Annotated in this window: 6 protein-coding genes; 1 reads left to right on the plus strand and 5 read right to left on the minus strand. The window is 74.1% G+C overall.

Annotation, left to right across the window (positions count from 1 at the left end; translation table 11 throughout):
* Window position 1: 1 nt before the first annotated feature.
* From ACFT5B_RS10055 to eno, 4 genes are all read right to left on the minus strand, one after another.
* Window positions 2–955: an exopolyphosphatase gene (locus ACFT5B_RS10055; RefSeq protein WP_386797862.1), complete on the minus strand. Its 954-nt coding sequence runs from the start codon at window positions 953–955 to the stop codon at window positions 2–4.
* 157 nt (window positions 956–1,112) lie between these two features.
* Window positions 1,113–1,631 (minus strand): DUF501 domain-containing protein, encoded by a 519-nt coding sequence (locus ACFT5B_RS10060; protein WP_386797863.1) that lies wholly within the window; start codon window positions 1,629–1,631, stop codon window positions 1,113–1,115.
* Window positions 1,632–1,670: 39 nt separating this feature from the next.
* Window positions 1,671–2,096, minus strand: coding sequence for a septum formation initiator family protein (locus tag ACFT5B_RS10065; RefSeq protein ID WP_386797864.1), 426 nt, complete (start codon window positions 2,094–2,096; stop codon window positions 1,671–1,673).
* Between the two features lie 478 nt (window positions 2,097–2,574).
* Window positions 2,575–3,858: a phosphopyruvate hydratase gene (eno, locus tag ACFT5B_RS10070; RefSeq protein WP_386797865.1), complete on the minus strand. Its 1,284-nt coding sequence runs from the start codon at window positions 3,856–3,858 to the stop codon at window positions 2,575–2,577.
* A 184-nt stretch (window positions 3,859–4,042) separates the two neighbouring features.
* On the opposite strand from eno, the gene ACFT5B_RS10075 reads away from it, so the two are divergent.
* Window positions 4,043–4,771 carry an alpha/beta fold hydrolase gene (locus tag ACFT5B_RS10075; RefSeq protein WP_386797866.1) on the plus strand — a complete coding sequence of 243 codons (729 nt, stop codon included), beginning with the start codon at window positions 4,043–4,045 and terminating at the stop codon, window positions 4,769–4,771.
* On the opposite strand, the gene ACFT5B_RS10080 is transcribed toward ACFT5B_RS10075, so the two are convergent.
* Window positions 4,761–6,350: a hypothetical protein gene (locus ACFT5B_RS10080; protein ID WP_386797867.1), complete on the minus strand. Its 1,590-nt coding sequence runs from the start codon at window positions 6,348–6,350 to the stop codon at window positions 4,761–4,763. The genes ACFT5B_RS10075 and ACFT5B_RS10080 overlap by 11 nt on opposite strands.
* Between the last annotated feature and the right edge of the window lie 129 nt (window positions 6,351–6,479).

Here is a 6,479-nt window from a genome sequence, read left to right on the forward strand (position 1 = left end):
GTCAGGCCAGGGAGAGGGCGATGCCGTCGAGGATGTCGTGCTCGCTCGTCACGACGCGCGCGAGCTCGCCGCCCGCCGCCGCGACCTCGCCGCGCACCCGCGTCACGACCTCCGACCACACGAGCGCGCCGGCCCCGATGACGTCGACGCGCCCGGGGTGCATGAAGCCCAGCGCGGCGCGCTCGTCGCGCGTCATCGCGAGCAGCTCGTCGCACGCCCGCAGCACGGTGTCGACGGGGAGCACGGAGCCGTTGATGCGGTCGCGGTCGTAGACGGCGAGGCCGAGCGCGTGGGCCGTCACCGTCGTCACGGTCCCCGCGAGCCCGACGAGCGTCGCGGTCTTCGCGACCGGGACCACCCGCAGCGCCTCGTCGAGAGCCGCCCGGACGTCGGAGCGTGCGGCTGCGACCTCGTCCTCCGTAGGCGGGTCGGTCGCGAGGTGCCGCTCGGTCATCCGCACGCAGCCCACGTCCATCGAGAACGCCGCCTCGGGCTCGCGCGAGCCCAGCACGAGCTCGGTCGAGCCGCCGCCGAGGTCGACGACCAGGTAGGGGGCGTCGAACCGTCCGCCGACGACGCTCGTCGCGCCCCGGAACGACAGCGCCGCCTCCTCCTCGCCCGAGACGACCTCGGGGTACACGCCGAGGCGTGCGTGCACGCCCTCGAAGAAGTCGTCCTTGTTGCTCGCGTCCCGGGACGCGCTCGTCGCGACGAACCGGACCCGCTCGGCGCCGAGCTCACGGGCGACGTCGGCCGCGCGCGACGTCGCGTCGAGGGTCCGCTGGAGCGCCTCGGGCGCGATCATGCCGGTGCGGTCGACGCCCTGGCCCAGGCGGACGACCTCCATGCTGCGGTGCAGGTCCGTGAGGGTGCCGGTCTCCCGGTCGAGGTCGGCGACGAGAAGGCGGAGGGAGTTGGTACCGCAGTCGACGGCCGCAACACGGGTGGAGCTCATGTCGACCAGCCTGCCACAGGCCTCCCCCACGAGTTGTCAGAAGCTCACGGCAGCAGGGTGCCGTGAGGTTCTGACACCCGCACCACTCCCACGACTTGTCAGAAGCTCACGGCAGCAGGGTGCCGTGAGGTTCTGACAAGCCGACGACGACGGCGTGTCAGCAGGTGCAGCGGTCCGCTCGCCAGAGGCCCTCGTCCGCGGCCTGCTGCAGCGCCAGGTCCCCCACGACGTCGACGCCGGGGCCCGCCACGAGGGCGTGCCCGGCGAGCGCGTGCAGACACTTCACCCGCGTCGGCAGCCCGCCCGCGGAGATGCCGGAGATCTCGGGCACCGTGCCCGTCCCGGCCCGTTCCGCGACCTCCGCCCGGCGCGCGAGGTAGTCGTCGTGCGCACGCGCGTGGCCCGCAGCGAGCTCCTCGTCCTCGGCGAGCCGGTCGTTGAGCTCACGCATGACGCCGCGCGCCTCGAGCGTGCTCATCGCGGCGACGACGCCCGGGTGCGTCAGGTAGAACGTCGTCGGGAAAGGGGTGCCGTCGTCGAGCCGGGGAGCCGTCACTGCGACCAGGGGACGGCCGCACACGCAGCGCGCCCCGATCGCGACCACGCCGCGCGGGGTGCGCCCGAGCTGCTCGGCGAGCACGGTGAGGTCGTCGGCGGTCACGTCGGTGAGGGGCATGCCTTCATTGTCCCCGACGGCCCGCGTCCGCCGGGACCGCTACTTCGAGTCGGTCGTGACGCCCGTCCCCGCCACCTGGACCGAGGTCCACATGGTCCGGTACCACGGGTCCGCGGCATCGCCCTCACGCTCGACGACGCCAGCCGACACCGGCTTGCCCGTGATCGGGCTGACACCGTCGTTCGCGTCGCCCGGGTCGATCACCCGGTACGCCTTGTCGCCCGGCATCACGTAGCCCAGCCGGAGCCGGGCCTCCGCCTTGAGGAACGCCGGGTCCTGGAACCGGTCGAGCGCCGTCTGCGCGTCCGCCTTCTGCTGCTGCGTCGCCGCGAGGTCCGCGTGCAGGGCGCGCAGGTCGGCCGACTGCGTGACGTACTCGCGCGCCGTCGGGAGCAGGATGACGAACGCGAGCAGGATCGCGCCCGCCAGCACGAGCGTGCGCGTGGTGATCGTCTCGGGCACCATCCCGGCGACGCGGCCGGCCGCACGGCGCCCTCCGCTCGTCCTGCGGACCCGCGGTGTGGCACCCGTCGCGGGACGCGACGAACCACGCCCCTGCCCGCCCGACGTCGTCGTGCCGCGGGCCGACGACGCACGGGCACCGCTCCCCCGCGACGACGTGCGCGGCGCCGACGAGCCCGTCACCCGGTTCGACGTGCCCGAACCCGGTGCGGACGGCCGCGTGGACCGTGCCTGCGGGGCGGTGGGACGTCGGGGGGCCATGGGGCGATTGTCCACGTTCGCGCGCTGCCCGCGCCGGAGCACACGCCGGGCCGGGCGACTTGTCAGAACGTGGTGACCGGGTAGGGGGCCGACGTCCTGGCACGCCGGGGGTCGCGCGCCCGACGACGACGCGCCGCCACCCCCGCAGGGATGACGGCGCGTCGGGCGCGGGTCGCGTCAGGACCCGGTGGCCGGTCGGACCGGCAGGCTGATCGAGAGGTCAGCCGCGCTTCCAGCGCGGGAACGCCGAGCGGCCCGCGTAGGTCGCGGCGTCGTCGAGGGACTCCTCGATGCGCAGCAGCTGGTTGTACTTGTTGATGCGCTCGCCGCGAGCGGTCGCACCGGTCTTGATCTGGCCCGCGTTCACGGCCACCGACAGGTCGGCGATCGTCGTGTCCTCGGTCTCGCCCGAACGGTGCGACACCATCGCGGTGTAGCCGTTGCGCTGCGCGAGCTCGACGGCCTCGAGCGTCTCGGTGAGCGTGCCGATCTGGTTGAGCTTCACGAGCAGCGAGTTCGCGGCCTTGAGCTCGATGCCCTTGGCGAGGCGCTCCGGGTTGGTGACGAACAGGTCGTCGCCGACGATCTGGACCTTGTCGCCCAGGCGCTCGACGAGCGCGACCCAGCCGTCCCAGTCCTCCTCGTTCAGCGGGTCCTCGATCGAGACCAGCGGGTAGTCGGCGACGAGGCTCTCGTAGTACTCGATGAGCTCGGCGGCCTGCAGCGACTTGCCCTCGAACGCGTACTTGTCGTCCGAGAAGAACTCGCTGGACGCGACGTCGAGCGCGAGCGCGACGTCCTTGCCCGGGGTGAAGCCGGCCTTCTCGATCGCGACGACGATGAGGTCGAGCGCGTCGCGGTTGCTCGGCAGGTTCGGGGCGAAGCCGCCCTCGTCGCCGAGGCCCGTCGACAGGCCGCGCTCCTTGAGGACGCCCTTGAGCGCGTGGTAGACCTCGGTCCCCGTGCGCAGCGCCTCGCGGAAGGTCGGGGCGCCGATCGGCGCGATCATGAACTCCTGGATGTCGACGTTCGAGTCCGCGTGCGACCCGCCGTTGAGGATGTTCATCATCGGGACGGGGAGGACGTGCGCGTTCGGGCCACCGACGTAGCGGTAGAGCTCGAGGCCCGCGCTCTTCGCGGCGGCCTTGGCCACGGCGAGCGAGACGCCGAGGATCGCGTTCGCGCCGATGCGGCCCTTGTTCGGGGTGCCGTCGAGGTCGATGAGCGCCTGGTCGACGAGGCGCTGGTCCTCGGCGTCGAAGCCGATGAGCTCGGGGGCGATCTCGTCGATGACCGCGTCCACCGCGCCCTGGACGCCCTTGCCGCCGTAGCGGGCCTTGTCGCCGTCACGACGCTCGACGGCCTCGAACGCGCCCGTCGACGCACCCGAGGGGACGCCCGCGCGGGCGAAGGTGCCGTCGTCGAGCACGACCTCGACCTCGACGGTGGGGTTGCCGCGGGAGTCGAGGATCTCGCGGGCGCCTACGGCTTCGATGCTGGCCACAGTGGCTCCTTACGAAGGGTGGGAGGGGATACGACCTCAGCGTAGTGCCCGCCACGCCGCGCAGCAGTCCCGGCCGTCAGGCGAGACCGGGGCGGCCCGACGCGCGGCGCGCTCCGCGCCGATGTACGTTCCGATCGACCGGGCCGCGCGCTCGCGGTCTGCCCGCTCGACGAGAGGCAAGGCCATGGCACTTCCGACGATCGTCCTCGTGCACGGCGCATGGGCGGACGGCTCCAGCTGGGACGCGGTCTCGACCGACCTCCAGGCCAAGGGGTACGCCGTCCTCACGCCGCCCAACCTGCTGCGCCGCGTGACCGTGGACGCCCCCTACGTGGCGTCGTTCGTCGCGCAGCGGACCTCTGGCCCCGTGGTCCTGGTCGGGCACTCGTACGGCGGGTTCGTGATCACCAACGCCGCGACGGGCGGCGGCGACGTCCGGGCCCTCGTCTACGTGGACGCGTTCGTGCCCGACGAGGGCGAGTTCACGTTCCAGATCCTCGGCGGCTCGGGCTCGGCGCTCGACGTCCCGGACCCGACGACGGTCCTCGACCTCGCCGGCTACCCCGACTCGCCCGAGGGTGACGTCGAGGCCTTCCTCAAGCCTGCCGTCGTCCACGAGCACTTCGCGCAGGACCTCCCCGAGGCCGACCGGGCGCTCATCGCGTCGAGCCAGCGCCCGATCACGCTGTCGGCCAACACGACGCCGTCCGGCCCGCCCGCCTGGAAGCGGCTGCCGAGCTGGGCGGTCGTCGGGACGGAGGACCACGTGATCCCGCCCGCCACGCAACGGTCCATGGCCGAGCGGGCCGGCGCCACGATCACCGAGGTCGAGGCGTCCCACGTGTCGATGGTCTCCCACCCGTCCGTCGCCGTGGAGGCGATCGTCGCGGCGGCGTCGTCGATCACCGGCTGACGGCGCGGCGCTCCCACAGCTCGAACGGGCCCGCTGTCGCGACGTGCACGAACTGCTCCTCGAACACGCGCTGCGACTCGCCGCGCAGCCACCGCCCGTCCTCGGGCAGGGGGAGGAACGCGGCGTCGGAGGAGTCGAGCTGGCGCAGCATCTCGGCCGTCCAGGCGGGGTTGTCGTCGAGGACGGTCCCCGTGACGTGCGCGCCCGAGCGGCTGGCGGCGAGCACGCCCTCCCCGTAGACGTCGGGCGGGACGTCGCAGCCGCGTTCCGCGTTCGGCGTCGCGGCGTCCGCGCGGACCACCGCCGACGCCAGCCCCCAGACGCAGCGGTGCTCGCCCGCCCAGGCGGCGACCCGCGCGTTCGAGGGTTGCGCCGGCTTCGTCGGGACGCACGCGCTCACCGCGCACACCGCGAGGACGGCGACACCGACGGCCGACGCCGCGCCCACCCAGCGGACGTCGTCGCCCCGCTCCCCCGCCCGACGACGCAGCCCCCGCGCCCAGGACCACGCGGCGGCGCCCGCGGCGCCCGCGAGCAGGGCGAGCGCCGGCGCCGGGAACGCGGCGTAGTGGTAGAAGAACGACGGCGCGACCAGCACCGTCAGCGCCTGCGCGAGCGCCAGGAGCGCCCAGGTCGTGGTCTCGACGCGGCGCTCGTCCGTGCGGCCTCGTGACCAGCGCACCACCCCGACGACGACGGTCACGACGAGGGCCGCTCCCGCGGCGAGCGCGACGACCCGCAGCACCGCGTCCGTCCAGGTGGTCGCGTCGAAGCCGTCGAGCAGCGAGAACCGGCGCAGGCGGTAGGCGAACGCGTCGACGGTCGCGGGGCGCGAGGCCTGCGCGGTGACGGTGTCGCGCCACACCGCCGAGCCCGCGAGCGCCACGAACGGACCGACGACGACGGCGACCACCGCGGCGAGCCCGCCCGCGAACCACCCCGTCGCCCGCAGGCCACGTGTCGCCAGGACGACGAGCCCCAGGACGACCGCTGTCACACCGGCCCAGAGCTTGAAGGTAAGCGCGACCCCGGTGAGCGCACCCGCGAGCAGGGGCGCCGTCGTCGTCGGCCGGAGGCGGGAGGCCGTGCGCCCGACGACGGCCGCGCCGTCCGTCCTCTGCAGAACGAGCAGGGCGAGAAGCAGGCAGACGGTGAGCACGGGCTCGAGCAGCGCGACCCTCTCCGTACGGACCACGGGGGTCCACACGGCGTACAGCCCCGCGCCGACGAGCACCGCCGCGGTCCCCCGGCGCCGCAGCAGCAGCCCCACCAGCACCGTGCACACCACGCCGAGCAGCACGGTGCCCGCGCGCCCCACCGCGAGCGCCCACGCGTCGCCGGTCCACCGCGCGAGCCACGCGAGCGGCGTCATCGCGAGCGGCATGCCGGGCGGATGCAGGTAGAGGACGTCCCGATACGGGAGGTGTCCGTGGACGAGCTGGACGGCGACCGAGTACATCGTGGCGTCGTCGAGCTCGCGGGCCGCGACGAGCTGGCGGGGATCGAGGTACGCCCAGCCGCGCGTCACGAACGCGAGCGCCGCGACCGCGACGAGCGGCCAGCGCGGGGGGCGGGTCACCGCGCCATCGTACGAGGCGGGTGGTGCGAGCGCCGGGGGCGTCCAGCCCCGGCGCACCCAGACCTGCGGACGGCGAGCGGACGCCGGAGCGCGTGGGCGCGGGGAGCTGTCGAGACAGTTCCCCGCGCC

The sequence above is a fragment of the Luteimicrobium sp. NPDC057192 genome (assembly GCF_042670205.1).
Taxonomy (GTDB): Bacteria; Actinomycetota; Actinomycetes; order Actinomycetales; family Cellulomonadaceae; genus Luteimicrobium.

Coding starts and splice junctions, on each gene's coding strand:
- ACFT5B_RS10065 (WP_386797864.1), bottom strand. CDS start 2,096: ATGGTGCCCGAGACGATCACCACGCGCACGCTCGTGCTGGCGGGCGCG.
- ACFT5B_RS10075 (WP_386797866.1), top strand. CDS start 4,043: ATGGCACTTCCGACGATCGTCCTCGTGCACGGCGCATGGGCGGACGGC.
- ACFT5B_RS10055 (WP_386797862.1), bottom strand. CDS start 955: ATGAGCTCCACCCGTGTTGCGGCCGTCGACTGCGGTACCAACTCCCTC.
- ACFT5B_RS10060 (WP_386797863.1), bottom strand. CDS start 1,631: ATGCCCCTCACCGACGTGACCGCCGACGACCTCACCGTGCTCGCCGAG.